Source organism: Stagnihabitans sp., from assembly GCF_964946895.1.
The window spans coordinates 50,776-75,434 of sequence record NZ_CBBQHX010000021.1 but is presented as its reverse complement, the minus strand read 5'-3'; the positions used below and the strand labels follow the sequence as shown (position 1 = coordinate 75,434).

The window sequence follows — 24,659 nt, the reverse complement described above, 5'->3', positions numbered from 1 at the left end:
CGTGTCGTCTCCGGCTCCGCCTGTCAGTGTGTCATCGCCGGTCGACCAACTGCCGCCAGTCAACGTGTCGTTGCCGTCCCCGCCAAAAAGCTGATCACTCCCACCCCCGCCATCCAAACTGTCAGCACCAGCAAGACCGACGAGGGTGTTGTCGCCAGAGTCGCCAGATATCAGATCATCGAATCCGGTCCCGACGATATTCTCGATGCTTGTAAGGTTATCTCCTTGCGCATCGCCGCCTTCCGCCAACGGATAACCGCTCGACGTGTCTTGAAGTTCGACATGTATGGCAGTGGTTGAGTTTGAGTAGTCGGACGTATCTCGACCTGCGCCGCCGTCAAGCACATCGCCTAGACCGCCACCAATCAACGTATCATTGCCATCGCCGCCAAAGAGGTGATCGTATCCATAACTTCCACCAAATAGCTGATCGTCGCCACCGGCACCATAAATTGTGTCGTCCCATATAGTGCCGTTGATCGCATCGTCACCATCGCTGCCGTAGAATGTTTTGATCGACATAATTTTCTCCAGCGTTTGTCTTGTAGAAGCACCCGGCACGGGTCGCATGTCTTGACATAAGACGAAGCACGGCACTTACGGATCGCATTGCTGCAGCTTGACTTTAAGAAACGCAGGACGTGCGACGCAGTCCGTCTACTGCAAGACGCAGGACTTTGATGTGACTGTCTGGTTCAAGAAACATACCAACTCGGGTGATGCGGGGCCTAGCCGATCCGTTGCCTCTAACACTTCGCGCTCACCCTATCTCCCCTCCAGCGCCACCAGCCTCGCCTCCAGTTCTGTGACCTCCAACGTCCGGCGGTAGCTGTCCACCAGCGTCATGACCACCGCGCCCTCTGTCGGGGTGAGGTCACCCTCGGACACCGCTTCCAGCACGGCTCCAGCGGCCTGTGCGGCGTCGCTGGCGCAGGCCATGCGGGGCAGCGGAAACTGGACCGGGGCGTCCTTGCGGGGGGGTGCCAGCCGTTCGAGGCAGAGCCGCATGGCCACGGTATCGCCCTGCAGCGCCATCTCCACGGCCCGCTGCGTAAGAGCCTCTGCCTGCCCGTCCAGCAGCTCCATGACCGCCATCGTGGTCCTATTGCGTGCGCCCTTGGTCCGTCCGGGGTTGCCCGTCCCGAAGGTGCCATCCGTATTCCTGCCGTTCATGCGGGGAGCCTCCTGAGGTTGCCTTCCAGCAGGTCAAGCTGGGTCAAGGTCATTTGGTCGATGTCAACCGCCAGCCAAAGCGCCAGCACCGCCGGGTCGAGATCGGACGCGTCCACCATCTGCACCGGACCCTGTGCGGGGCGGCGGGCTTCCAGTTTGGCGAGGCGGCGGCGGAGCGGCGACATGTGTTACAATATAACACTTTGCAAGTGGCCGGCCAAGCAGGTTGCTCCGGCCAAGCAGGTTGCTGTCGTAAAGGGCTTTGGCAGAAGACCACAGTTGTCCGAAGCGCAAGCAAACCGACGGAGAGCCGGGGGAGGCCACGGTCATGGCGATGCGGATGGCGGCGCCCTCGCCTGCGTCAACCCATGGGTGGTCGGGGATGGCGAAGGTCAGCGACAGGGGCGACTTGGGGTCTGACAGGTGTGGCGCAGGAAATTAGAGGTGATGAAGCCAAAGCGGCGGGTGCGACCGGCGCGGGTGGCAAGGGACGCCTTCTCCCACCAGTACATCACGAAATCGGCGCTGTCGGGGACCTTGGGATAAGCGTGATGGATCGCGTCCGTATAGCCGTCGCCCAAGGCGTCGCGCATCCGCGCGGTGCCGATGAAGGGCGGGTTGTCAGGGGTGCGGAAGTGCCATTGCAGGTAACTGATCGACAGCACCAGTTCGGCCAAGGAGGCAGCCCAAGGGTGGCACTCCTCCAGATGGCCGCAACTCAGAAGGGCTGAAAAATGCATTTGCCACACTTGCAAAATCTAACAACCCTATCAGATATGTATAATATCTAAAGATTTCCAAATGAAACCCGTATAGGTATTTATGTGCGAAATTGACGTGACACTTTCGACACCTCCTCACCCCCCCCCTTATGTCTGACACAACAACTGGGAGTATAAATATTGAACTGCGTGACGGGTTTCATTGCACACTGAGTTGAACGAAAACCCGAGTAACACCTGAGGGTCAGAATCCCTGTCCTGCAGAATGTGCAAAGACGGAGCAAAAAATGACACATATCACACTTCGCGGCATGTTGCTTGTTGCGGTTTCCGCGATCAGCTTGGCGGCATGCAGTTCTCAATCGACAAAGTCTGATCTTACCGGAAAGGTCGCTGACCTTACAGGAAAACTGGCAAGTGCAAACGCCACGATAGCATCTGACAACACAACGATTGCTGCGAAACAAGCTTTGATTGATTCGGCTAAGGCTACGATCGCCGAGAAGCAAGCAGCGATAGACGCGGCAAACGCTACCATCGCTGAGAAACAATCGGGCCTTGACGCCTCCAATACAACGATCGCTCAGAAGCAGGCGGCCATCGATGCCGCTAATGCAACGATTGCACAGAAGCAGGCAGATATCGACGCCGCTAATGCGACGATTGCACAATATCAGGCCGACAAGACCGCGCTTCAGCCAGTCATCGATGCCGCTAATGCAACGATTGCGCAGAAGCAGGCTGAACTAGACGCAGCGCACGCTTCAATTTCCTCGTTGCTGGCCGACAAGACCGCGCTTCAGGCAGCCATCGATGCCGCTAATGCAACGATTGCGCAGAAGCAGGCTGCACTAGACGCAGCGAACAATTCAAATTCCTCGTTGCAGGCCGACAAGACCGCGCTTCAGGCAGCCATCGTTGCCGCTAATGCAACGATTGCGCAGAAGCAGGCTGCACTAGACGCCGCTAATGCGACAATATCGCAGAAACAGGCAGCTCTGGACGCAGCCGATGCGACGATTTCTGAAAAGCAGGCTGTGATCGATGCGGCCAATGCGTCGATTGCTCAAGAGAAATCGGATCTTGATGCTGCCAACGCGACGATTACCCAGAAGAAGGCTGTGATCGATGCGGCCAATGCGACGATTGCTCAAAAGCAGACTGTAATCGATGCCGCAAATGCTGCGATTGCTGCACTTCAAGCTGACAAAGCTGACCTGCAGGATCAAATCAAGAATTACAATAGGAATGCCGCAAACGCGCTTGCAGACAAGACCACTAACGCGAACGGCGGCTACAAGCGCGCTGTAGCGACGAGCCAAAGTGACGTCCAAGCTGCTAAGGATGCCGTGTCGGCGGCCCAAACCACCGTGACGTCGGCGCAGGCAGCCATTGATGCGAAACAAGCCGCTTTCGACGACGCGAACAATAACCCGCCGAGCGCGACCTATGTTGGCACAACTCTTGCAACCTACTACGCAAACGACAAAGCTGGTGCTGAGAAGTATGCAGATTTGTTGGGTCTTGATGTGACAGACTCCTCTGACCAAGGTAAGATTGTAAATACGGCTGACTACCAGAATGAGGTTACAAGCCGTCAGAGCGCACTGACGACCGCTCAAGCTGCTTTGACAACGGCGAACACAGATCTTTCTGCTGCACAGACTAATCTGACGAACGTAAAGGCAGATTATGCTGCAAACCGGGTTGCCCAGCAATCAGCAGTTGTCACTCTGTACCAAGCTGACGGCACTGCGGTGCGCGCCGAAGGCGCCATGATTTACAACAAGTCGCTTGATGCCGCTTCGGTTGGGGATCAGGTTCCGGAAGCTGCGCGGATCACAAGCCTGTTCTTGCTTGACGAAAATGGCGCACCGACGAAGGTTCTCGTGTTTGATGCAACGGCCAAGGTTCCGTTCAACCTGCCGGTTGGGGCTGCATCCTTCACGTCGGACAGCATGGTTGCATACTTCGCACAGCTTGAAGGTGGTGAAGACGGCACGAATGTGTACACCCTGAAGAACGATCCGAACGCAGGTTCCTTGACGATCAACTTCAACAACAATACGGGCCATTTGACCCTGACTGGTTTGACGAACGGAAGCAATCAGGACTACTCGGTTAGCGCCGACCTGACGTTCGACCCCGCAACCGGCAAGTTTAATGCTGACGGCGTAAATCAAGCCTACACCAGCAAAGATGGCGCAGAGGTTGCAAAGGCTAAGATCGCTGGTGCGCTCAGCGGTGCTGGCGAAGCCTTTACCGCCAATATCGATGCGACCGATAAGACTGCGATCGGCGATGTCGATGTGAAGATCATGACCCGGGTCGCTGGGACTGGCTCGTCAAACTAAACAGAGTGATTTTGGGGCGATGCAACCGGCGTCGCCCCAGATAATTACAACATACAGGAAGTAAATTGATGCGGTACCTATGGATTGCTGCACTCAGTTCTATTTTTATTTCCACCGCAGCATATTCTGATGTAACGGAAATCGCCAGCACAACCGGATCTGAACGGTTGACCTATTTTGCGACGACGTTAGATATGAAGACTGTGGGTGATCTGACTGCAGTGAACAACTTCGTAAGCGCATCGGCAAATATCGGCTTCAACGCACTTGATACGACAAAGTCACTCCATGGCGCTCGCGTATCATCGCTGCGCCTCTATCCAACTCTAAATTATGACGACAACGCAAACGGCGGAAATAAGTCTGACAAGATTGTACTGGGGAATGGTCTAACGCTGAGTTTTCCAGAGCAGTCCCTTGCGCAACAAGATGGAATGGTTGGACTGGAGATCAGTTCAGGCGCGCGTATATTCTACGGCCGAGGAAGGTACTTGGATTTTTCTGCCGGGCTTGGGAAATCTTGGGCGTTAAGCAGTTCACTGTCTCAGCTAGATTGGAATGCATCTGTTTGCTCACGCAACTATCTCGCTGGTTGGAGTTTTCTTGATTTTTGTGGATCTCATTCCGGCAAGAAGAAGGCTCTTAGTGGCTCGGATGACAATCGCGCGGAAGTAATTTTCACGCATATTGCAGCCTTTGACGGTCTTCCGTGGGAGCTGCGAGCGAAAGCCTTCCGACAGGACGCTTCCGGCGATTGGAACTTCGGTGGTGGCTTTCAGGCGCTTGGAGTCATAAATAGTACAATTACAGGAGATCTTTCGCTAGAAGCCGAGCTCCCGAGTGTAAGTCGGAAGTTTGAAAGATATGCTACCTATGTCGGTGCTCAATTTAAGGTTGCAGGTCACGTGCTACATTGGAGAGCTGGCCAGTCACTTATGTCGAATTCGCGCATCTTGGGCGAGCTTCACAACGATACCACGAACTCTTTGGTGGTAGGATTTCCAGTCGGCCGATTCGGAGTGCTTAGCTTGAGTATCGAAAAGACGAGATCTCGGATCAAGTTCTATGACGCCGCTAGCTTCAGCGTGTCGTTGGATGTGAGTGGCGTGCATTGGAAGGACCTTCTCAATTGAACGATCCACGACTTGCGGTCATCTCTGCGGTCTTGCACCAGCCGAACAAACCGTTGAAAGTATACATCGAGCTCAGTTCAGTCGCCCGGGCGACGTTCTTTAAGGCAAAGGCCAGCTTGGAAGAGCAGGGCGTCCTGTCGTTTGAGGACGGGAAACAGTTGAAGATTGACAGAACTGCGGCGAGGAATTTTCTTTCAACCCATTATCCGGGTCTTGTTTCAATCGTAAGTGAACTGGACTAGGCTTAGTGTCGCTGAGTGGTCTGTGCTATGCCTACGAGTATTCTATAAAGGTCGCAGACGCTTCATAATTTTGGGGACGCAGTCGATCGGTTGCGATGAATATTGTGCTGTGAGGGAACTGCCCCAGTTGGCCGAGATGAGGCGAAGGCTGGATCGCCACCATAGGAACTGTCCCAGCCCCCCAAAACCACCGCCGCCGCAGTCCGAGGCCTAAGGATAAACCACTGCGGCGGCGGTAGCCCGCCCGCCCCACCGGCTTCTCAAGAAGAAAGAAGAAGAAAAAGGAGGCTTAGGAACAACTACTATCTACTACTCTACTTTAACTTTTCGTCTTTAATTTCATGGCCTTGCGGACCAAAATGTAGATGCGCGAACAAGCTGTTACACGCGCATCTACTTTGCGTCAGGCCTCGGCGGTTTCTTCCGTTTTCACGACCACGACCGTCACATCGCGGCCATCCCTCGGGCTGCTTTGGGATTTCGTGGTCAAGGTGCCAGTCTTCAGGAGGACGCCGATCTTGGCCCGGACCTCCTGCCGAGCCTTACGCTGGTCTGCAGATTGGTCCTGCTTCTTCAGGCCGAACCCAATGTTGACGCCAAGCGCATCGGCCACGACGTAGCCCACCCACCCCGTCGCGCGTTCTTCGTGCCGGGGTGCTGCTTCAAGGGCGCCTATCGCCTTCACGATTAAGGCGACCTCTTCTTCGCTTAAGACCACGTCAACGGCCTCAGGGGTGTAAGCCGTGCAGACGCCGACCGTGTCACCTTCGCTCCAGAAGCTATTGGAATTGCCCAGTGACACCCCGACCATCCTCATCCAAGCATCGAACGCACCCGGCGCAAGGTTGGACTTGCCATCCCGCACCTTGAAGTAATGCTTCTTGCCGTCCTCGAACTTGATTGTGGACCCGTCATTTTCTGAAGGCCGCGTCAGATACCGCGCACTGCGCACCCCGTCGATCAGGGCGCCCGCGCCGCGACTGGCGTAGATGCCCATCTCATCGCCGTTCATGGCCCCCGCCTTGCTGGCATGGTGGACCAACTCGATGGCGCAGTTGGTGGCATCGGCAATCTTGCGCCAGCTCGCCACAACCGCGTTCATGGCCGTGGTGTCGTTCTCGGACACGCTGTGTGTGGTAACGAAGGGGTCCACAACCAGCACATCGATCTGATGTTCACGGATCGCCTTGATCAACTCGTCCACCACAGGCTCTGCCACCGAGACGCCCCCCTTGTCCATCTTCACAAGGCAGATCGGCAAGGTGCGGCCACTGTCGACCAGCAGGCGGTCTGCCAACTGGTCACCGTCGATGCCGTAGTGCTTGCAGGCCGCCGCAATCCGCCGCTCCAGCTCCTCCTTGGGGTCCTCGCCATTCCAGACCCAGACCCGGCTGGTCCCTCTCGGCTGGATGCCTAGCAGGTCGCGCCCGGTAGCCATGGCGAGGGCTTCCACCAGCACCATGCTGGATTTGCCTAAGCCGCCCGGTGCGACGGTCAGCGACACGAAGCCCCGGATCAGGTGGGTGCCGTAGAGCCACTGGCGCGGCGGGATCAACTTGGCGTCACGCAAGGCGAACGGCGACGGTGTCACCTTCTTCGCGAAAGGCACTTCTCCCATCACTTCTTCTCCATTTCACAAAGGACGTCGTTCCAGTCTTTGCCGTCCGGCGCGTGCAGGAAGGACACGGTCCAGCCGAGCCTGTAGGCCCGTTCAGCCAGCATGTGGGCCGCCTCCCGGCCCGGCGTGTCGCCATCCACCGCGATTGTCAGGCGGGCCGGGGTGGCAGGCAGGCGGAGGGCGCGCAGCCCCGAGGTGGACAGCGCCGCCCAGATGGTCGCCGGGACATGCAGGAGGCCGCTGACGAGGCTCAGGCCAGTCTCGATGCCCTCAGCCACCACCAACGGACCCTCGGCCTCGATGAGCCGGACAGCGCCGCCTGCGCAGTTGCCCAGCATGGCTTTGGCAGGCTCCACCTCGGCCTTCCCGCTACCGTCCGGCTTGAGGTAGGTGCGGTGGACCGCATAGCCGTCCGACCCTTTCACGCGGGCCACCATGGCGGGCAGGCGCTTGCCGGTCAGGTGCCAGCAGGCGGGGTGGAAGCGCAGCGCACCCACAGGAAGCGGGCAGGTGATGCCACGCCCCCGCAGGTAGGTTTCTGCAATGGTGCCGGTGATCGGGATGGTCTCCCGCGCCAGCTGCTGGGCCTGCAAGCTGCGCTTGAGGTCGGCGGCAGCCTGCTCGGCCTTGTAATCGCGGTGGGGCGACGCGTCCGGCCCGGACAGGCCACGGTCGCGCAGGACTGCTGCCACATCGGCGAAGTCGCAGCCCGCCTTGCAGCTAAGGAGCAATTGCCCTTCGCGGCCCGTTCCAACCGACAACGCGGGCGTGTCGGTGTTATGGTGCGCTGGGCAGAATGTCAGGCCGTAGCGGCCATACCACTTGCCGCCTAGCGCCATGGTGATTTCGCGGGCGTCAGACATGGACGGCCCCCATCAGGTAGGTGGCCCATGCTTCCATCACGCTCTTGCGCGAATACGCGGCTTCCACGGTGCTGGGACCGCGACCCAATTGAGCGCGGACGAGTTCAAGCGGGAACTTGGCTTCGGCGGTCGTCCATTCGCGGAATGCCGCGCGGATGCCCGTCGCAGCAGGGCATTTGGCCGCCTGCAGCAAGGAACCCTGCGTCACGAAGACATAGTCCGCCAATGCGGGCTGTTGCTTCGCGGCTGCCAAGAGCAGCTCGGCCATACCTTCCGTGATCGGCACCACATGGTTTTGGGCATCCTTCCTGCGTTCGGCGGGGATGGTCCACGTCATGTCATCAAGATTAATCTCTGAGTGCTTGATGAGCTGAGCGTCGGTGTTGCGGCAGGCGGACAGGGTGATCCACTGCAGTTGCAGCTTTGCCATGCTTTCGGCGTGGTTAGAGCGCTGAGCGCGGATGAGGGCCGCGACGTCGCGGTGACCAGCGGTCTTCCGGGGGCCCGCATCGCTGGTCGTTTGGATTTGGATGCTTTTCCAGTATGCTTTGATATCAGTCATTTCGACGTTCCTTTTTGGGTTTGAACGTCGGGCGCCTTCTTGGTATTCTCAATTTGCACAGAGAGCCTACCAAGCCCCTGCCCGAACGTTCGGGTGGGGGCTTACTTTTTCTTAGGCATGGTGCGCTTGCTGGCTTCCCAAGCCTCAACCTCAGACAGCAGCCAGCGGGTGCAGCCGGGGGTCAGGCGGATCGGCTTCGGGAAGGTCGGGTCAGATTTGACCAGACGCCACGGCGTCTGGCGGCAAGTCGCGAGACGCTGTCCGATCTCGGTGTCGCGGATGTAAATGCGGTTCATGTCGTTCACCATCGTTGCTGATGGTCACAACATGAAATAAGCGTAAGCTATTGACAATCATGTATAAAATGTCGATCTAAAATTCATTTTCTGACGGAGGAAACCGCGTTTTTCGGTGTTTTCTGACGGACTACTGACGTTTTCCTAGCGCATTTACGGCGGCCTTGATGGTCGTTTGGCCCACCGATATTCCATCGGCAGCAAGCTCAGCTTCGATTGCAGGCCAACTCTTCGACTCCGGCTTCCCATTCGGATACTTGAAGGAGTACCACGTACGAACTTCATCTTGCTTGGACGGACGGCCTCGCTGTCTCGCAGCTTTCGGCGACTTTCCCTTTGCAACATCAGCAGCAAGCAGTTCTTGAAGAAGTGCCTCTGCATCCTTGGGTACGTCCTCTTCGTTGACAGCCAAGGAGCAACCAAGAAAGTTGGAAACCACTTCATTCTCGATGTCGGGGTAGACATTACCCTCATCGTCGAAGTCGACATCCGCCGGATCAATTGGTTTGAGTTTTACGCACCATGTCCACGTGTCCAGAAAAGTGTACCGACCGGATATCTTGCTGCCGAACTGCCGGAAAGCCGCAACGGGCATGTGCATAGAAATGTCGAGTGAACTGTCTTGCAGAGCGAGAATTCTGCTGCTTGGCCGAACGACACGTCCCCCAACAGAAATCAATGCGAAGCGCTTCGGTTGCTGTGTTAGCAAATCCTGAAAGATCGCCGCCAGCGTCCGGACAACTCGGTCACGTGACCATTCATCCAGTTCTTCCCATCCCTCAAACGCCGGAATTTTTGGCCGTCTGCCATCGTTGGACAGGGTCAATGCGGCCTCAAGGCACAAATCCGCCACGTCACAGAACGGCACATAGCCGGGAATGCTGAACATCGGTTACTCCTTCACCGCCAGTTCGCCACGCAGGAACTGGTCCCACGCTTCCATCATGCCACGGCGCTTTTCGACCATGTCGCTGCGAAGGTACGCACGTTCCACCTCGTTGCCAACCGTATGGGCCAGCGCGATCTCTGCCATTTCGCGAGGATACTCTGTCTTTTCGGCAACCCAGACCCGGAAGGTAGACCGTAGGCCATGGGGGACGGCTGGACGCTTGGATGTGTTATCGACGAAACCCGCACCGCCCTGTTCCAGATCATCCTTGTGCATGCGGCGCATAACGGCGCTTAAAGCCATATCCGACAGTTCGCCTTCCCGTGGCGCGGCGAATACGTAGGGTGAACTGTTCAGGCGTGGCATCTTGTTCAGCAAGGCAACGGCCTCGTCGGTCAGCGTGACACGATGTTCTTTGTCCGCTTTCATTCTTACTGCTGGGACGGTCCAGATTTTTGCGACAAGGTCAAATTCATCCCACACCGCGCCACGCACCTCGCCAGATCGGGCTGCCGTGAGGGCGACAAATTCAAGGGCGCGGGCGGATACCCCTTCGCGCAACTGCAGGGCCGCAAACCACCTCTGGGCGTCTTTAAGGGACAGAGCGGGATGGTTCCCGCTCTTGGCGACTTTGCTCGGCTTGGGCATCAGGGCTTCAAGGTTGCCCTTCCAGCGCGCAGGGTTCTCCCCCGAACGGTGGCCCTTCACCTGCGCCCAGTCCAGAACGCTTTCAACCCGACTGCGCACACGGGTCGCTGTTTCGGTGGTGGTCAGCCAGATCGGGTCCAGCACCCGCTGAACGTCATGCACGGTGATTTCAGCAACCAGCATCTTGCCAATTTGCGGGCTGGCATAGGTGATCAGCGTCGACCGCCATTGCTTGCGATGCTTGTCGTTGGAGAGTTCTTTCTCTTTTTGTTCAAGATACTTCTCAACAGCATCGTCAAAGGTCAGACCGCGCTTCCGGGCCGCGAACAGTGCCGCCTTGGCAGCTTTGCGCTCTTCGACTGGATCGATGCCACGGCTGATCTTGTCGCGCATCTCGCGCGCGAGGTCCCGGGCTTGCGACAGGGTAACATCCGGATAGCCCCCAAGGCCGATCTGCCGAACTTTGGCAGCAACAGTGGTGATCAGAAGCCATGAGGTTGCGTTTGTGGGCGTGACCTGTAGCCGAAGCCCCGCCACCCCTCCGACGGGGAAGTTGACATTGCCGACACCACCGGGGTGCTTGAGCCGACCGACCTCGATAGCACTCAATATCTTCGCCTTCTTCGGCATTTAATCTACCCCTGAAAATACCTCTTAAAGAAGGAGATATCGGGTGCCACTAGGAGTTACAAGATGGTTCAGAGCTTCTTCATAAAACATTGATAAAAAATCCGTATTGGTACAGAAGGGCAGTGGGAAGTTACACGAAGGAGGCGGACACCGCCTCCGCCACTAGCCTCAGCGAAATCGTGCTCCCGATCAGGCTGCGGCCGGATTTTTCCGTTGTTTTCGGGGGTTATGCGTGTGGGGCTGTGAACTGGCCTTGCTGCCCGGAAGGCCGGAAGGGGTCTCTCAGGGCAGACATTCTCCGGAGCCATCAACTTGACCGCTGCTGGTTCAGAGCTGCAATTTTATGTTTTTATTCAATAATTCTCTGATACCGAACAGTTTTCGCACTGAGTTCCGTTTGGCCTTTACTGCGACTGCGGTCGAACTGAATCAAGCTACTATTCGCCGACAGCCACAAATGACAAGGCACCTGCTGCCTCCCAATCCGCATAGCAACGTCCGTCGTTGAGCTTCCAAAGGATACGTCCGTTCGCGCTGGCCCCGATCACAGTCGCAGCCGCCGCCGAAGCCGATGTGAAGCTGTAGTCACTTGCGAAGATCAGTGATCCGGCATCCTCTTGAAGAACGCCCGATTTCTGTCGTGTGTCACGCAACGCGAGAGTGCCCTTCGGGATGGTCGGCGTCGTGCGTGCGCGTGCCTTAGAACCAGCTTTGACAACAAAGTCGCCCGATTGCGCGATCGTCATTTCTGCTCTGAACCCCTCACCCCTAAAAAAGAAGATCGGGCTTGGATCGACTGGAGTCGGCTGCATTTGTTCTGATGGCTCGGTCAGTCGACCGCGCACCTCGCGGAACAGGTCCCAGCCCAGCGCGCTCACCAGAGTCTTCGTCTGGTCTACAAATTCCTCCATCGCCGCCCTGTCGGGCAGCGGCAGTTTACCTGCGTCTTCAGAGGGACGCTTGCTGTTGGGAACGAGCCATCGTGGATTGCTTCCCACCGCCCTAATCAGGCATGCCTCAACACAGCGCGCGTGGCTTTTCGTCAGGTTCTCATCCTTGCTGATGAGCACTACGGTATCGGTCCAGAAGCCCTTCGGATCTCGTCCTGCGTCACTTGAGTTGTGGGTGTAAAGTCGCGCACCGATAACAGTGCGAACCCTGCTGCCCCTCCCTCAGCCATTGGGCTAGGACCGATGGCGCCTCAATGGCTTCGATCGAGGACCAACCGCAAAGCGCGTTCGTGCACTTCCGGGGAAACATTGTTCGTCGTCTTGTTCATGATGCTCCGTCCTCAGGAGGCGCAGCCTCCGGCAAACCCGGCGCGGTTCAATACGCGGAAAGGGAACATCCGTATATCAGCCGATCCGCGAAAGGTCAGCAGGCGGCTCGCAGAGTGGCTTTGATCTGCCCCATGGAGGGGCAGACCCGAAAGCCGCCCCTTCACAGAGAAACCAATCGGCCGCGACTGCCGCCGTCAGAACCTTTGCTGGAACGACACCTGCGCGCTGCTCCGCGTTCTGCCGCCAATTTGCTCGCTTATCAGCTTGGCGGTCAGATGGCCCAAGCCAGCGCCCCATTGACGCGTCAGGCCGATTTCAAGGCCAGCACCGCAGTCCCGACGGGTGATGCTGGTGATATCCCACTGGCAGGCAAACCGTGGGCTCAGGCTAAGCAAGTCCAAACTCTCGGCAGCGCCAAGCCCATCCAAGGGGACCCGGACCTCCGGTCGCAGCAGGATGCTGGCGATAGAGACCTGACCTGCATCGAGGCCAAGCGTGTTATCCTGCAGCCCGAACGCCCTGCCTGACAGCCCGACCCGCCCGATGTTTGTCGCGCCGTAGCTGAAAGCCAGTTCCGGCCAGAACTCATAGGATTTCTGCGTGAGGGTCGTCGTCAGCGCCCCGCCGATGATCGCGGAATTTGTGCCGTAGGTGCTGATCAGGTCAAGCGTGTCATCGCCCATTCTCAGCCCATTTGTTCCGGCTCCGATCGAGGCGAAACCATCGACGAACGTGGCTTTCCCCAACCGATAGACCGCATAGGCCCCGACGGACACGCCGTAATGCGCCTGCGTGCCGGCAAAATCGCCCGCAATTGTCGAACGGCCAAAATCCGCCCCAACATAATAGCCGATCTCGGCGCGGTCAGAAATCCTGCTGTCCCAAGAAAGTTTGGCGTTCAACGTCGCCGTGCTTGTGCCGTGCGGTCCGCTTTGGACATCGAAGGTGCCAAAGAACAAGCGCTTGTGCGCGCCATCTAAGGAACTGTTCTTTTGGAAGAAAGTCCCCTTGGCTGTGATCTTGTCCCCCGTTCCCTGTGCGGTTGCAGCGACACCGAAGGGAACACTGCCCCCGACATCGTTCGCACCAAACCGCTGAGACTCGATGAAATCGGTGCGCGCTTGGCGTGCAAGGCTGAGGTTGCTGTCGATCGCGCTTTGCAGGGATTGCCGGGCCATTTCCACAATGACCGTGCGGATCTTGTCGGCCCTGGCGGCAAATGCCGCCGCAACGCTGTCGGTTCCGACGGTCACGGTCACGCTGGAACTCGTGCTGCCGTCGTAGGTGCTGTCGCCAGCATATTCAGCCGTGATCGTATGAACGCCGACCACAAGCGAGGTGGTGTCAAACGTCGCGACACCGCCGCTCAGCGTGCCCGTCCCAAGGGTGCCGGACCCCTCTTCTATGAAAGTCACGTTGCCGGTCGCATCCGAAGGTGCCACCGTCGCGGTCAGCGTCACGTCATCGCCCAAAGCAGGGGTCGCGGAGGACGTTGTCAGAGACGTGGTGCTGGTCGACGCCGTCACCGCCGCCACCGTCACTGTGACGCTGGAACTCGTGCTGCCTTCATAGCCCGCATCACCACCGTATTCCGCGGTGATGGTATGGTCCCCGACGACAAGAGAGGCGGTGTCAAGCGTGGCAACGCCGCCGCTCAGCGTGCCGGTCCCCAGCGTATCGGCGCCCTCTTTGAAGGTGACCGTGCCGGTCGCGACCGATGGGTCAAGCGTTGCGGTCAGGGTCACGGTGTCGCCGAAATTAGGCGTCGCGGAGGACGTCGTCAGCGCGGTGGTCGTCGGGTCTTGCGTGACGTTGAACGTGAAGGTGATGTAGTTTTGATAATTCCAGTCCTGTACCTTGAACGAAAAACTTGTCGCATCTTTCACGGTAACAACGAAGGTATCCGTCGGCGACGTCCATGGATCGCCACTGTAATCCACATTGGACCCATTCAGCGTTGGCTGGCCGTATTGCAGCAAGGTCCCATTGGCCAAAATTGTCGAAGAGGACGTCAAATCCGATCGCACGGCCGTACGGCAGAACTTGGTCGTCAAGTTAATGACATCACCGACTTTGACATCGTAGCTTTGATCGTCGCCGGGGGTTCCTTGATTTGGATTATCGGGTTTGTCGCAATTATAGGCAACATCCGTTGGGGTCGCGCCTGCAGGCGGATTAACGGTAATGTCGACGGTGTCAGCGACGGAGTCGCTGGAATTGTTATCGGTGACCACCAGCGAGAAGGTCAGCGTCTCGGCTGCGTCTGTGGCCGACAGAGTGGGTGCGGTGAAAGTGGGCTGTGCCGCAGTGGCGTCCGACAGCGCCACTGTGCTGCCTGCCGTCTGCTTCCAAGCATAGGTTAGCGTATCACAGCTGTTCGTATCACTGGAGCCGGACCCGTCCAGCGACACGCTCGCCGCCGACGCCACTGAGGCCTGATCCGGACCCGCAGAGGCCGTCGGTGCGACGTTAACAGGCGCAATCAGCGTCGCGGTCATGAAGGTTTGGTCGACACTGCTGTAAGCGGCGTTCTGGTTGGAATTAAAAACATCGTCCGACTCGTAGATCGAGCTGTAGACGTTGTTATTGCCCGAGTTGTAGCTGTAGGAGAACAGGTTAAGTTTGGCACCATCAATCGTTGTCGTCGTTGCGGCGTCGTAGGCATTGGAAAACTTATCGACGAGGTCTCCATCCCCCCACCAAGGCTGAGATTGGATCGCGGCAACATTGTCGTCATAAGAGCCAGTGAGACTTCCGAGTGTATAATCGGAACATCCAACCGTGATCGTCAAAGCGCTGACTGGTGCCGTCAGCAATACAATTGCGCATAGCGCGAACAAAACTATTTTTTCAACGCGTGCATATTCTTCACCGGATGTGCCCCCAAGAATTATTCGAGACCATCCCCACCCCAATTCGATAGACAGCGTTCACAATGACGTCAATCCGCCCTACCCAAAAGAGGTGGCGCGGAGTATCCGAAGAACTTCCGGATGATATTGCAGGTGTTTTCCGCCTTCGGATCGCCGGCCGCCGATGAATGTGTCGCCGAAGGCTGACCCGACAAGGCCAGGGGCGGCGCCCGTGTTTTTGACCGTGAACCCGGTATTTCCCTAAGTGATCGCGGAAAGATCGACGGCGCAACCATTGGTCTGAAGGCTGACGCTGTGAGTATAGTCGTACTACCCAGTGGGGGATGTCAGTGAAATGGCTTTCAGCAGTAGCAGAGCACGCACCAGCCAATTGGGCAGTGACCGCGATGGAACGAATCAGGTCGGCGTCAACCTGCCGAAAAGCTGATCACTCCCGCCTCCGCCGCTTGCCCCAGAACAGCCCCCGTCATCCCAAGATGCTTGCCGGAAAATCTTGCTGTTCGTGGTGTTTACCAAGGAGGGGCTAGGCGCTGCTTCCTGGGCAGGCCGGTGTGGTGAAGCCTTCACAGCCGGTTTCCCCCCGGTGGGGTTCACGGCATCGCGCAGCTGGAATTTGGCCCGGAGCGGCAGCGCCCAGCAGCAACGTCGCGGCCGGGGCGAAGCATGCCGTTATGTCGGCTGGGATCGCGGCGTGCAGCGTCATCGAAGCCTGCCAGACTCTTTGCCGGGCTTCAACCTACGCCTCGTTGCTAGTCTCGGGCGACGGTTCCGTGGCCACGGTAGCCAATTCCCGGCTCGGTCAGGATCAGGTCTGGGGTGGACGGATCTTTTTCGACCTTCTGACGCAGTTGGCCGATGAAGACGCGCAGATAAGGCACATCCTCGACATGGGCCGGGCCCCAGATGCGGGTCAGCAGTTGGCGATGGGTCAGAACGCGGCCCGGGGTTTCGGCAAGGGCGCTGAGCAGGTCGAACTCCTTCGGTGTGAGGTGCAATTCGACACCGTCGCGGGTCACCTGATGCGCGGCCTTGTCGATCACCAGCGTGCCAAGACGAAGGCGGGTGTCGGGGGCGGCCGTGCGGGCCGGGCGCAAGCAGACGCGCAGCCGGGCAAGAAGCTCTCCGATTGCAAAGGGCTTGGCTACGAAATCATCAGCGCCAAGGTCCAGAGCCATGATCTTCTCCATTTCCTGGTCACGGGCCGAGAGGACGATGATCGGCAGGTCAGACGCTTGACGGAGGGTTTCGATCACCGATTTGCCATCGGTATCGGGCAGACCAAGGTCCAGGATCATCAGGTCAGGGCGGCGCGCGTCGACCTGCCGCAGGGCTTCGGCACCTGACGCGGCCGTGCAGGTGTCATAGCCGGCGGCATCCAGCGCATGCCCCAGAAACCGCAGGATCTGCGCTTCATCATCGACGATCAGGATCAGGGGGCGGGTCACGGCTCCTCCGTCGCAATGGGCAGGTTCAGGGTAAAGGCGCCGTCTTGCCAGGACAAGCTGCCGCCCAGATGCCGGGCGATGCCCTTGGCGACGGCAAGGCCAAGGCCGCGCTGGCCACGGGCGGGGCGCATCTCGGGCCCGGCCAGCCAGGCGCGCAGCAGGTCAGAGGGTCCGTGGCCGGCATCGCGCACGCGCAGGAACACGGCCTCGGGCAAGGTGCCGCTTTCCACGGTGACGGGCGCGCGACCATGGTGCAAGGCGTTGTCGATCAGATTGAAAAGCGCCTGTTCCAGCAGACCACCTTCGGCGCGGATCATCGGCAGATCTGCGGCAAGCCGCACGCCGATGACGGCATCCTTGAACGAACGCCGTGCCCGGGCGACGGCGGCTTGCGCCGTATCGTTCAGATCAACCCAGGTCGGGCGGCGCGTGGCGGCCAGTTCCAGTCGGGTCAACTGCAAGAGATTGGTGACGTGCTGGTTCAGTCGGCCCGCCTCTTCCTCGATGGCGCACAACAGGTCGATCCGCGCGGCAGGGGTCAGGCTTGCATCCAGCTCGATCAGCGCGCTGGCGGCGCCAAGGATCGTTGCCAGCGGCGTGCGCAGGTCATGGCTCAGCGAGGTCAGGACGGCCGAGCGCGTCGCTTCGGCCTCGGCCCGCTGGCGTTCGGCTTGTGCGTTTTCGGCGAAGTCCATGCGCTGCAAGGCAAGGCGCAGTTGTTCGGCAAGCGCCATGATGGCAAGGCCGCGCAACGGTCCCTCGCGCCCGGTCAGACGGCCGTGGCCCAGGGCGATGCCGCCCGCGCCGCCCGTGATCGGCAGAAAGCTTAAGGCAGAGCCCGTCCAACCCTGCGCGGCGGCAGGCTCGATCCGGGCGGTCCGCAGACAGCGCTCGGCGGCGGAAAGTTCGACCGGATCCAGCCCGCGGTCCGCCGGGTCCGACATGAGGATCTCGATCTGCTCTTCAGCGCGGGTCAGCACGACCGCAGCGCCACCGCAGAGCCTTGCCGTATGCCGCAGGGCGGCGGCGACGGCGGCGGTTCTGGTTTCAGCCCCCGCCAGATCCGAGGACAGCGCGGCGAGGATGGACAGCGCCTCGGCCCGGGCCCGGGCAACTTCGGCCCGGTCATGCAGGCGCCCGGCGAGAAGCCCGGCAAAGGCAGCAACCAGGAGAAAGACCAGAAGGGCGAAAACGTCCTGCGGACGCGAGATGTGGAAGGTGTAAAGCGGCACGGTGAAGAAGTAGTTCAGCGCGCCAAACGCAAGCAGGGCGGCCAAAAGGCCGGTCCAGAAGCCAAAGGCCACGGCTGACAGCAACACCGTGATCAGGAACAGCAAAGGCAGTGTCGCCTCGGGCAGGATCGCCGCCGGAAACAGCGCAAGGGCGATGCGGGCGCCCAAGGCCGTGAGGAGAACCAGCGCAACGGTTGCTGCCAACCCAAAGGCGTGGGGGGGTGGCGGAAAGCCCGACGGTTCTTCAGATAGCCCGTCCAGCACCTTGTCATTCCCTCCTGCCACGCGGACCAGTTTCGCGGGCATCTTTCACGTGTTCCGCCCTTTGGGTCCGTCATCCTTGGCCCGGCGGCGGGCGGGCTGTCCATCCTCTTTATGAAATCCTTATGCGGGTCGTCATCTTCCCTATCGCTTCCTTACGCCCTGCGGCCGCAACAGGGCGGGGCCGTGAAGCGCACGGTCGTAGTCAGAGCCCAAGATGTCCCTCGCTGTCGAAGCCCCCCCGCACGCCCCCGCCGATACCCGGCTTTTGTCCCTGTCGCTCGCCGCCATCGGCGTCGTTTACGGCGACATCGGCACCTCGCCTCTGTATGCCTTCCGCGAGGCGATGCATGCGGCGGGTGCCAGCCATGGCGGGGTGCAGGTGGCCGATGTGCTGGGCGTGCTTTCGCTGATCACCTGGTCCCTGATGGCGATCGTGACCTTCAAATATGTGCTGATCCTGATGCGGGCCGACAATCAGGGCGAAGGCGGCACCTTGTCCCTGCTGGCCTTGGCAGAGCGCAGCCTTGGTGGCCGGTGGGCCTGGGTGCTGGCGATGGGACTGGTTGGCGCGGCGCTGTTCTTCGGCGATGCCGCGATCACCCCTGCGATTTCGGTTCTTTCGGCCGTCGAGGGTCTGAGCCTTGTGACGACGGCCTTCGACCCCTTCATCCTTGTCATTTCGGTTGTGATCATCATCGGTTTGTTTCTGGTGCAATACATGGGCACGGCGGCAGTGGCGCGGTTCTTCGGGCCCGTCATGCTGATCTGGTTTCTGGTCATCGCGGCGGGGGGGCTTGTTCACATCATCGACGCCCCGGGCGTTTTGGTTGCACTGAACCCATGGGAAGCGCTGCATTTCCTTTTGTCGAACGGCAAGCTTGGCCTTGTTGTTCTGGGCGCGGTCTTTCTTGCCGTCACCGGGGCCGAGGCGCTTTACGCGGACATGGGCCATTTTGGCCGCGCGCCAATCCAGCTGGCCTGGCTGGTGGTGGCCCTGCCCGCCCTGCTTTTGAATTATTTCGGACAGGGCGCGCTGATCCTGACGAACCCCGCCGCGATGGAGAACCCGTTCTTCCGCCTGTTTCCGGCGGCGACCCTGTTGCCGGTGGTGATCCTGGCCACCGCAGCCACGATCATCGCTAGCCAAGCGGTCATTTCGGGGGCTTATTCACTGACGCAACAGGCCATCCAGTTGCGGCTGCTGCCACGGATGCGAATCCGCCATACCTCGGACGCGCAAAAAGGCCAGATCTACATGCCTGCCGTGAATCTAGGATTGCTGGCGGCCGTGTTGATCCTGGTTCTGACCTTCGGCAGTTCTTCGGCGCTGGCCTCGGCCTATGGCATTGCCGTGACCGGGACGATGGTGGTGACTGCCACGCTGGCCATGATCGTGGCGCACAAGCATTGGGGCCTGCCGGTGCCGGTTGCGGTTGCGATGCTGGCGCCGTTTCTGGCGCTGGATCTGACCTTCTTCGGGGCCAATCTTCTGAAGCTTTTCGATGGCGGCTGGCTGCCACTTGGGTTGGCCACACTGATGGTGATCATCATGACAAGCTGGATCAAGGGCACAGGCGTGGTCCTTGGCAAAGAGGCAAAAGGGGAGATGACGCTGGTCAAGCTGATCCACCTTCTGGGGGCAAAGCCCCTGCCTTTGGTGCCGGGCACGGCGGTCTTCCTGACCTCTGACCCTGACCATGTGCCGGCAGCGCTGCTGCACAGCCTCAAGCATTTCAAGGTTCTGCACGAACAGAACGTGATCCTGACGATCCGCACAGCCGATGTCCCGCGCGTCGCCGCCGAGGCGCGGGTGGTGATGACCGATCTGGATCAGCGCTTCCGGCAGGTGACATTGACCTGGGGCTATGCCGAAGAGCCTGATGTGCCCGAGGGGCTGGCGCTTTGCCGCAAGCTTGGCTGGAAGTTCGACATCATGTCGACTTCGTTCATCCTGTCGCACCGGTCGCTGCGGCTGTCGTCGCGCCGCGAGATTCCGGCCTGGATGGCACGGCTTTTTATCATCATGGCCCGCAACTCTGCCCCCGCTTCGGATTACTTCCGCATTCCGGCGGGGCGTGTGGTGGAACTGGGCACGCAGGTCAACGTGTAAGGCCCATGTGACCGTCTTCCGGTCCTTCGCGGATGGATTGCCGGCGCGAAGCGATCTTGCTGCGCTGCCCCATTGATCGTCAGACCGATGGGGCGGGGCGGATGGCAGCAGCCCAACGCGTGATCGGCGTTCAGGTTGCGGCGAGGGTCTTGAGAGTGGCCAGCATTCCATCCAGATTGGCACAGGGCACGGCGCCCAGTGCGGCGATTTCGGCTGAGACGTCGACGGGCAGGCCTGTGTTGGAGTCGCTGGGCACCTCGTTCAGTTTGCCGCCGACCAGCACTGGAAGTCGGGTGCCCCGGGCGGCCAGGGCCGCCAGCACGGCGGTCACATAGCGGCGTGCGACACCGTTGTAGGTCGATATCGCCAAAGCATCCGCCTGCAGGTCAAGGGCGCGGTCCACCAACACCTCGGGATCGACCGAAACACCGCCGTCCAGAACCTGAACACCAAGGCCGGCCAAAGCGCGTTCCACCAGATATTTGCCATGCTCGTGCACGTCCGAGGTGCCGATGCAGACTTTCAATCCCTTGCCAATCAAGGCTTTGCTCTGCTGCTTTGCCGCCCAATCACGTGCCATATGGTCCAGTTCGCGCGCCCATTCGGCCTGAATTTCCGGGCTGCGGCCGGCGGCGACCAGAACACCGGGCCCAAATGCGGCCTCAAGCCGGCGCGGCCCAAGGCGGCGGATGGCCAGCAGAAGTTGGGCCGGGTCGGTCATGTCCACCCCCAACTCCGCCAGCCCTGCCAGCAAAGCGACTGCAAAGCGACGAGCGCCCTCAACCATGCGCCGGGCCATATCCTCGACCACGGGCCAGTTGACCAGTGCGGCGTGCATTGGCGCGTGCTGGCCAAGGCGGTGGGCGAAGGTCTGGGCGTCGATGATCTCGTCGACATCCGGAATGCGCTGGTTTTCGGTGACAGGGACCGGGTTGACCGCGTGGCCAGTGGGCCAGCGGCCCAAGGCCATCATGTCGGGCAGCAGATAGCTGGCAAGGCTGGCGTAGTTGCCCGCCTCTGTCGATTGATAGCTGACGGTGTTGCCGAAGATCATCGTTCCGGACGTGGTGCTGACTTGCGCCAGTGCCGCCTGAAACGCCATGCGCGACAGGGGATCGGAAAAGTGGTGGCCGTAGCAGTGGGCGAGGGGCGCGCCGATCATCCCCTCGACAATGTGCTTTTCGACCAGAACCATGCCAAGGCTGCAGCACATGTCCTGAAACAGGCCGGCAAAGCCGTCATCCAGATTGGAATGCACCAGAACCGCGCCATCCTGCGCGGCGATCAGGCCCAAGGCGGTCACCGTCGCCTCGGTCGTGGCCACGTCGTCGTCCCAGCCCGGCAGGCGGAAGGTGAAATACTGGCCGAGATTGCCCAGCGAGGTGGCCCCGGCGGCAATCGCGGCCTTGGTGTTGTCCAGTGCGCCGGGCAGGCCCAGCATGAAGTCGCCAAAGTGCATGGGGGCTGCCACCGCCCCGGTGAGGCGGGCAAAATCTTCGGGGCCCGACAGAACGATGCCGGTGGCGCGGGCCGCCTTGGCGCGCATCGCTTGCGGGTAACCCATGGACCAATCCAGCGTGATGCCAAAACGGTCGACTGTCACCCCTCGCGCGGCGCAGGTGCCATGGACCTGCCGTATCGCCTCCAACGTGCGGTCGACACTGCGAAAGCCGATATGGGCGTGCTGCATGATGCGGGTGGTGATGCTGGCCTTGTAGGCCACCTCGGACGCAAAGCCGGTGGCGGTCATGAAGGCTGACCTGCCCAGCCGCCAGTCCTGTGCCAGCGCGCGGCCCTCGGCCAGCAGGCTTGCGCCGGGGCGCATCTGGGCGGGTACGAGATTTGGCAGGTGATCCATGGGTTCCCAGTCAGATGGTTCTGGACAGCCTAATCCCCGGGCGCTTGACTGCGCAAGACAGGCAGGAGAGCGGCATGGTGATCGGCGTTCTGGGCGTGGGCCATCTGGGCAAGATTCTGGTCGAGGCCTTGCTGGCGGCAGGACAGCACGATCTGGTGCTGGCGCCACGTGGCAAGGCGGCAGAACTGGCAGACCGGCATGGGCTGCGGCTGGCCACCGACAATGCCGGTCTTGTTGCGGTTGCGGATGTGGTTGTTCTTGCGGTCCGCCCCAAGGATGCGGTCGCGGCGCTGGCGGGCTTGCCTTGGCGGGCAGGGCAGAAGATCGCCTCGGCTTGCGCGGGGGTCAAGGTGGCGGCCTTGGCCGCTGCGGTGCCAGCCGGAGTTTCAGTGCATCGCATCATGCCGCTGACCGCCGCCGCACAGGGGGCCAGCCCCACCACCCTGTTTCCCACGGATGCGGGGCTGGAGCGGTTGTTGGAGGCCTTCGGCCCCGTGCTGCCCTTGCGGTCGGAGGCCGAGTTCGAGACGGCAACCATTTGCGCCGCGGTCTACGGCTGGATGCAAAAGCTGGTGCAGATCACGGCGGACTGGTCAGTGGCCGAGGGGTTGCCGGAAGCCTCGGCCCGGCAATTGGCCGCGCTGACCACGGTGGCCGCAGGGCGCAATATCGCTGGCGGCTCTGCGCCGATGGAGCGGCTTCTGGCGGACCTTGTGACGCCCGGCGGGATCACCGAACGCGGCCTGCATCTGCTGGAGGCGCGTGGCGCCCTGGCGGCCTGGGAGGAGGCCTGCAGCGCGGTCAGGGACAAATTGGCGGGACGGTAAGCGGCCCGGTGACTGGGGGTCAGACCACCTCTTGCGCCTTTAGACGGTCCAGCACGGCTTTGCCGTCGGCCAGAACCGTGGCACGATGGGCGTCGGGCATCTTGTCCCAGGTGCGGTACATCTGCGCCATGCGTGGGTTGTCGGCAAAACGGCTGCGGTGGCGATCAAGGAAATGCCAGTACAGCGGATTGAACGGACAGGCCCGCGCGCCCGTGCGATCCTTGACCTTGTAGTGACAGCCGCCGCAGTAATCCGACATCCGGTCGATATAGGCCCCGGACGAGACATAGGGTTTGCTGGCCAAAAGCCCTCCGTCGGCAAACTGGCTCATGCCAAGGGTGTTGGGGGCCTCGACCCACTCGAATGCGTCGATGTAGACGGCCAGATACCAGTGATGCACCTCTGCCGGGTCCACCCCGGCCAGCAACGCGAAGTTGCCGGTGATCATCAGGCGCTGGATGTGATGGGCATAGGCCAGGTCACGGGTCTGGGCGACCGCGCTGGACAGGCAGTTCATCCGCGTTGGCCCCCCCCAATAGGCCGCAGGCAAGGCAGCCTTTTGGTTCAAGGCGTTCAGGGTCAGATACTCGGGCCCCTTCAGCGCCCAGATTCCACGCACATATTCCCGCCAGCCGATGATCTGACGGATAAATCCCTCGACCGCGGCCAAGGGGGCGGCACCGCTGCGATAGGCGGCCTCGGCGCGCTGGCACACTTCAAGCGGGGACAAAAGGCCAAGGTTCAGGCAGGGCGACAGCAGCGAATGGCTGAGAAAGGGATCCCCGTCCAGCATCGCATCCTGTTCGTCGCCAAAGCGGGGCAGGCTGTGGGTGATGAAATGGTCCAGAGCCTGCAGGGCCTGCGGGCGGTCCGTGGCCCAGTGAAACGGTCGCAGACGCCCGAAGTGCGCGGGAAAGCGCTGTGCCACCAGATCCAGCACGGCCTCTGTCTCGGCGTCGGGGGCAAAGCGCAGGGGCTTGGGGCGTGTCAGGTCGGCGGCTGCGGGCTTGCGGTTGTCGTGGTCGAAGTTCCACTGCCCCCCTGCCGGCGCGTCTGCATCCATCAACAAACCGGTGCGGCGGCGCATGTCCCGGTAGAACCATTCCATCCGCAGCGATTTGCGCGCCCCGGCCCAGGCAGCAAAGACCTCGGGCGGGCACAGGAAGCGGTCGTCCGGCACAAGGTGCAGCGGCAGGGGCATGGCTTGCAGCGCGGCCAACAGGCGCCAATCGCCGGGCGCGGTGACGATGACCCGTTCGGCGCCAGTCTCCGCCATCCGACGCAACAGTTCAGCCGGCAGGCTTGGGCCCGTTTCGGGGTCCTCCAGACGCGAATAGGCAACGCGAAAGCCGCGCTGTCGCAACCGCGCCGCGAACTTGCGCATCGCCGTCAGGACAAGGGCGATCTTCTGCGGATGATGCGGCACCGCAGTGGCCTCTGCCGTCACCTCGGCCATGACGACGATATCCTGCGACGGATCCGCCATCCGCAGCCCCGCAAGATCGTCAGTGAGTTGGTCACCCAGCACCAGAATCAGCCGCACGTCACACCTCATTGTCTTGCACACCGCACTTAGCGCAGGCCCGGCCCCGGCACAGGCCCTTCGCCAGAAGGATGGTCTGACGGTTGAAGGCAAGTCC

The 24,659-nt window shown here is 60.4% G+C and carries 20 protein-coding genes; 4 read left to right on the top strand and 16 right to left on the bottom strand.

Annotated features, from left to right (window positions below):
• From AC1Y2B_RS14405 to AC1Y2B_RS14390, 4 genes are all read right to left on the bottom strand, one after another.
• On the bottom strand, window positions 1–522 hold a 522-nt coding region (locus tag AC1Y2B_RS14405; RefSeq protein WP_482253802.1), incomplete at its 3' end, for a calcium-binding protein.
• Between the two features lie 243 nt (window positions 523–765).
• Window positions 766–1,173 (bottom strand): DUF5681 domain-containing protein, encoded by a 408-nt coding sequence (locus AC1Y2B_RS14400; RefSeq protein WP_482253801.1) that lies wholly within the window; start codon window positions 1,171–1,173, stop codon window positions 766–768.
• Window positions 1,170–1,358, bottom strand: coding sequence for a hypothetical protein (locus AC1Y2B_RS14395; RefSeq protein WP_482253800.1), 189 nt, complete (start codon window positions 1,356–1,358; stop codon window positions 1,170–1,172). Before AC1Y2B_RS14395 ends, AC1Y2B_RS14400 begins: the two co-directional genes overlap by 4 nt.
• A gap of 207 nt (window positions 1,359–1,565) precedes the next feature.
• Window positions 1,566–1,913 carry a hypothetical protein gene (locus tag AC1Y2B_RS14390; protein ID WP_482253799.1) on the bottom strand — a complete coding sequence of 116 codons (348 nt, stop codon included), beginning with the start codon at window positions 1,911–1,913 and terminating at the stop codon, window positions 1,566–1,568.
• A 269-nt stretch (window positions 1,914–2,182) separates the two neighbouring features.
• Here AC1Y2B_RS14390 and AC1Y2B_RS14385 point away from each other — a divergent pair, with 269 nt between their 5' ends.
• Window positions 2,183–4,249 (top strand): hypothetical protein, encoded by a 2,067-nt coding sequence (locus AC1Y2B_RS14385; RefSeq protein WP_482253798.1) that lies wholly within the window; start codon window positions 2,183–2,185, stop codon window positions 4,247–4,249.
• Between the two features lie 68 nt (window positions 4,250–4,317).
• Window positions 4,318–5,382: a hypothetical protein gene (locus AC1Y2B_RS14380; RefSeq protein WP_482253797.1), complete on the top strand. Its 1,065-nt coding sequence runs from the start codon at window positions 4,318–4,320 to the stop codon at window positions 5,380–5,382.
• A 645-nt stretch (window positions 5,383–6,027) separates the two neighbouring features.
• Here AC1Y2B_RS14380 and AC1Y2B_RS14375 read toward each other — a convergent pair.
• The 10 genes from AC1Y2B_RS14375 to AC1Y2B_RS14330 form a co-directional block, all read right to left on the bottom strand.
• On the bottom strand, window positions 6,028–7,242 hold the full coding sequence (locus tag AC1Y2B_RS14375; protein WP_482253796.1) for an AAA family ATPase: 1,215 nt from the start codon (window positions 7,240–7,242) through the stop codon (window positions 6,028–6,030).
• Complete coding sequence (locus AC1Y2B_RS14370) at window positions 7,242–8,105, bottom strand: DUF7146 domain-containing protein (RefSeq protein ID WP_482253795.1); 864 nt, start codon at window positions 8,103–8,105, stop codon at window positions 7,242–7,244. The genes AC1Y2B_RS14375 and AC1Y2B_RS14370 overlap by 1 nt, the downstream gene beginning before the upstream one ends.
• Window positions 8,098–8,667: a site-specific integrase gene (locus AC1Y2B_RS14365; RefSeq protein ID WP_482253794.1), complete on the bottom strand. Its 570-nt coding sequence runs from the start codon at window positions 8,665–8,667 to the stop codon at window positions 8,098–8,100. The genes AC1Y2B_RS14370 and AC1Y2B_RS14365 overlap by 8 nt, the downstream gene beginning before the upstream one ends.
• Window positions 8,668–8,768: 101 nt before the next feature.
• Window positions 8,769–8,963 carry a helix-turn-helix transcriptional regulator gene (locus AC1Y2B_RS14360; protein WP_482253793.1) on the bottom strand — a complete coding sequence of 65 codons (195 nt, stop codon included), beginning with the start codon at window positions 8,961–8,963 and terminating at the stop codon, window positions 8,769–8,771.
• A gap of 130 nt (window positions 8,964–9,093) precedes the next feature.
• A complete protein-coding gene (locus AC1Y2B_RS14355) occupies window positions 9,094–9,852 on the bottom strand; it encodes a hypothetical protein (RefSeq protein ID WP_482253792.1) in 759 nt (252 codons plus the stop codon).
• A 3-nt stretch (window positions 9,853–9,855) separates the two neighbouring features.
• Entirely contained in the window at window positions 9,856–11,130 is a 1,275-nt protein-coding gene (locus AC1Y2B_RS14350) for a tyrosine-type recombinase/integrase (protein WP_482253791.1), read from the bottom strand.
• 437 nt (window positions 11,131–11,567) lie between these two features.
• Window positions 11,568–12,200 (bottom strand): DUF4357 domain-containing protein, encoded by a 633-nt coding sequence (locus tag AC1Y2B_RS14345; protein ID WP_482253790.1) that lies wholly within the window; start codon window positions 12,198–12,200, stop codon window positions 11,568–11,570.
• A 404-nt stretch (window positions 12,201–12,604) separates the two neighbouring features.
• Complete coding sequence (locus AC1Y2B_RS14340) at window positions 12,605–15,202, bottom strand: Ig-like domain-containing protein (RefSeq protein ID WP_482253789.1); 2,598 nt, start codon at window positions 15,200–15,202, stop codon at window positions 12,605–12,607.
• Between the two features lie 830 nt (window positions 15,203–16,032).
• Window positions 16,033–16,728, bottom strand: coding sequence for a response regulator (locus tag AC1Y2B_RS14335; protein ID WP_482253788.1), 696 nt, complete (start codon window positions 16,726–16,728; stop codon window positions 16,033–16,035).
• Window positions 16,725–18,266, bottom strand: coding sequence for a DUF4118 domain-containing protein (locus AC1Y2B_RS14330; RefSeq protein WP_482253787.1), 1,542 nt, complete (start codon window positions 18,264–18,266; stop codon window positions 16,725–16,727). Before AC1Y2B_RS14330 ends, AC1Y2B_RS14335 begins: the two co-directional genes overlap by 4 nt.
• Window positions 18,267–18,438: 172 nt before the next feature.
• Between AC1Y2B_RS14330 and AC1Y2B_RS14325 the strand changes: the two genes are divergently transcribed.
• Window positions 18,439–20,334, top strand: a complete 1,896-nt coding sequence (locus tag AC1Y2B_RS14325; RefSeq protein ID WP_482253786.1) for a potassium transporter Kup — start codon at window positions 18,439–18,441, stop codon at window positions 20,332–20,334.
• 130 nt (window positions 20,335–20,464) lie between these two features.
• On the opposite strand, the gene AC1Y2B_RS14320 is transcribed toward AC1Y2B_RS14325, so the two are convergent.
• Entirely contained in the window at window positions 20,465–22,192 is a 1,728-nt protein-coding gene (locus AC1Y2B_RS14320) for a cobalamin-dependent protein (protein WP_482253785.1), read from the bottom strand.
• 74 nt (window positions 22,193–22,266) lie between these two features.
• On the opposite strand from AC1Y2B_RS14320, the gene AC1Y2B_RS14315 reads away from it, so the two are divergent.
• Window positions 22,267–23,019 (top strand): NAD(P)-binding domain-containing protein, encoded by a 753-nt coding sequence (locus tag AC1Y2B_RS14315; RefSeq protein WP_482253784.1) that lies wholly within the window; start codon window positions 22,267–22,269, stop codon window positions 23,017–23,019.
• 19 nt (window positions 23,020–23,038) lie between these two features.
• On the opposite strand, the gene AC1Y2B_RS14310 is transcribed toward AC1Y2B_RS14315, so the two are convergent.
• Window positions 23,039–24,574 carry a cryptochrome/photolyase family protein gene (locus tag AC1Y2B_RS14310; protein WP_482253783.1) on the bottom strand — a complete coding sequence of 512 codons (1,536 nt, stop codon included), beginning with the start codon at window positions 24,572–24,574 and terminating at the stop codon, window positions 23,039–23,041.
• Between the last annotated feature and the right edge of the window lie 85 nt (window positions 24,575–24,659).